This is a genomic window from Phaeodactylibacter xiamenensis (genome assembly GCF_000759025.1).
Taxonomy (GTDB): domain Bacteria; phylum Bacteroidota; class Bacteroidia; order Chitinophagales; family Saprospiraceae; genus Phaeodactylibacter; species Phaeodactylibacter xiamenensis.
In genome coordinates this window covers 1-3,416 of the sequence record NZ_JPOS01000118.1, presented here as the reverse complement: position 1 = coordinate 3,416, position 3,416 = coordinate 1, and the positions used below count along the sequence as shown (strand labels likewise).

Annotated in this window: 2 protein-coding genes; both read right to left on the bottom strand. The window is 38.4% G+C overall.

What is annotated here, in order from left to right:
• Nucleotides 1-360 precede the first annotated feature (360 nt).
• Nucleotides 361-1,065 (bottom strand): hypothetical protein, encoded by a 705-nt coding sequence (locus tag IX84_RS30030; RefSeq protein WP_044230248.1) that lies wholly within the window; start codon nucleotides 1,063-1,065, stop codon nucleotides 361-363.
• A complete protein-coding gene (locus IX84_RS30025) occupies nucleotides 1,062-3,368 on the bottom strand; it encodes a T9SS type A sorting domain-containing protein (RefSeq protein ID WP_044230246.1) in 2,307 nt (768 codons plus the stop codon). Before IX84_RS30025 ends, IX84_RS30030 begins: the two co-directional genes overlap by 4 nt.
• Nucleotides 3,369-3,416: the final 48 nt, after the last annotated feature.

Here is a 3,416-nt window from a genome sequence, read left to right as displayed (position 1 = left end):
TCAAACTCCTTCTGAAAAAACCAATCTCATTTTTCAAGATGGGCCCGGTTAATCTTAGGAATCCAAATTTTTCATTTTCTATCCGATTAACCGTAAAGAATACAATACTCGACAGGACCTTTACCCGCCTTCCGAAATTTCAGTTACCCGATTTGGAACTCAAATTCTCGATTTATGGACAATCCTCGATTCTGAGTTTTCATTTTTGAGGCGGGACAATTCATATTTTCAATTCCATAGAATGCCAATTCTCATGCGGTACCCCATAACGGCCCGCATAAACGCAGGTGGGGCGTTTAGCCCCACTTGCCGTTTTATGCTATGTTATGTCCAGTTTAATTCACGTCTTTCTTCGGGTCTTCACCATGTATACCCCACTGTCAAGTCAAAACGCAATGGATTATGCCATTCCCATTTTTGATCAGTTCTAGGGTCTTTTAAAATGTGATTGAAGATAATCCTATCAATCTTCTGAAAGGAGACCATCCTTGGAAGGAGACCTATTATAAACTTGTCAACCTTGTAAATCACTCCTAACCTTAATTGAATCTCATCCAACTCAAAAGTGCTTTCTGAATAAGGAAAAAAATTCGAGTTGTTAACAGTAGTATTCGCAATATGCCTAAAAACAATAAGGTTGCTTGCTAATTCCGCTGAAATTAGCCAATGACTTCCTAATTCGTAGCAGGTTAATAAAGACAACCGTGCTAGAACCTTTTCATATTTGTCGGTTAACAATAATATTCTTCTACGGTCCCCAAAGTGTCCTTGATCAAAAGGTCTTAAGAAAGTAGAGTTTTCATAATTCACTCCCAGACCTATAAGGCTGCTGAACCTCTTACCTTGCCAAACTTTTCTTTTGGCACCTAATCCCATATGATAAGTACCCCAAAATTCGGGCTGCATGGCGAGTAGTGACTCTTTCTCTGAGTAATCGAATAGTCTTTTATCATCTTCTCCTATACCAGCATTTATACTTACTATCCAATCACCAATAAATTCTGTTTGGCAGGATACCAACTGAATGACAAATATAGCTGCAATAGTTAAAACCACCTTTTTCATAGCTTAACTATTTTCTCGTAGAGAACCATTCCCTCTACATTTAATTGCAGAATGTAAAGACCAGAGGGTAATTCAGCCATATCCACTTTGAAGCTATGGGAATACTCTTCAATCGTTTCTACCAATTTGCCATCTGCAGAAATTAAACTAGCTGTTATCCTTGCACCAGATACATAACCTGAATACACTACCTCAACAAAATCATTCGCTGGATTGGGGGAAATATTTGCTTCTAATTCCGCTACATCTGGGTTTGATCTGGAATTCCTAAATCCAAACCCACCACCACAGTCTTTGACAAGAATTCGGTCACATACCTCCTTTGAACCGCAATCATTTGTTACCGTAACACAGACATAGCCATATCCTGTTGTTATGCCTGTATACCTCCCTTTGTTATCGTATCCATAACCTGAAATAGCTCCATAAAAATCCCATTCAATGGACGAATAATTACCCAGGCAATCCTCAAAGAGATTTAAAAATGTCTCCCCCTGTTCGCCAATACATATTTCAGTCGGAAATGAGTGTAATTCAAAAGTGCATGGTCTTCCTACAAATAGGTCATACTCTACTTCGGTATCGTTACATCCCTCGGCTGATAGTGTATAAATAAGAGTTGCTGAGCCGGAGTTAATAAGACTTCCCGTAATTACTGCTATATCTCCAGTCCCACTAACTGGCGATGTAAATAAGTTTGTTGGTTCAACTCGCCAAGTGATTGATTTAGTACAAGGCATATTGTTAATCAGGGCATATGTTTCAGGACCACTACATAACGTACCCGGCCCTTCTACAAAGGGATGCTCCATACAATCCATTGTATTAGGGTTTGTTGATGCTCCCAGCCAGTCTCTTAGTCTTGAATCAGGTGTGCCATTTCCCTCCCACGAGATATCAAACCTACCATCTTCATTTGCACTATTTGTAGTTGTACAAAGAATAGTTTGAGGAACCCCACCACTCTGCTGACCTATTATCCTTTGATCAGGATTATATTTAGGACATCCAGATGACCCACCTTCTAGTGTGCCAAAGTCCCCATTTACACCAGGCGTTAAATTAAAATCATAAAAATTTCCTGCAGGGGTACTGACACCGCTATCAAATGTCACCTTCTTTACATCTCCACTAGGATGATGTATAAAAGTAGAATTAGGAGGAGTTTGATTTGTTCTGTCCCATCCTGCAAATGACATGCCACTTGTAGGTCTATCAAATAATTCCACCAAACCAAAATCAGTCCCTACCCAACCTGCTGTTATATCACTTCCATAATACGTTATCCATTGGGAGGGAGAAGTCTCACCATTTGGTTCGCATTGGGGGCTTTGATAATTAAACCTATATAGATAATCATCAACAGGAAAATCCGCAATGCAATGATCAGCAGTTAGCACAAAAGGAGTTAAATCACAACAATCATTGTTTACTAATGACCCTGTACATGAACCTATAGAGCTGTGAATTATCTTACAAACTGATTCTGATTGACATTCCCATCCAACCCCTTGTTCACAAGTAACATTTACGTTACATGGTTCCGAATCCTCAAAGTCATCATCAAAGACTCGAAAAGAAATAATACCATGATCGAATGATGTTAAATTAACAGATACTATTTCACTAGCCTCTATACCAGGAATAAATAAAGAGATATTTACTCGGTCGCCATTTAAATAATCTGACCTAAAAGTTCCATTTCTGAAGTTACTATTTTTAATAGGTCCTACAATAAACCTTGATTCCTTATTGAATAGAAACATGACCGCATCTTCGGGTAAATTAGATCCATCAAATCTAACACTCATTGATTTCGCGTTTACACTCCGCAATGTCAAGCTCCATAAAGAATAATTCTCTCTTTCTATCAACTGTCCATCTTCCATAGTATAATTTACTTCCTGCTTGATACCTATCCTTGGCATTTCTCGCCCGGTTTGTTGATCTGCCTGAAGTACCGCTTCGACATCTACGAAAGGGGCATTGATTATTGGAATCTCTTCGTCAGAGTTATACCATGGGATGTAGTTCTCAATTTCATCTTCTGGAGATAGTACTCTCGTGATAACCTGACCAAAAGATTGCGAAGTACTTGTCAAAGCAATCAATCCTACTAGAATGCATTGCTTGAAAGGTCCATTTTTGATTTTCATAATATGACCGTTTTTGACGGCGTTGTTGCATGAACATTTTTCATTTGGCGGGAAATCAAAAAAAATAATGAAAATTTCACCTGAAGGCTTCCTCAATCTAAAAATTTTGTCAAATCCCTTTAAACCAAACAGGATTGTTTCATGCAACAACGCCGTTTTTGACTAAAAATTAGTTCAATATTGTTCATAATTGGA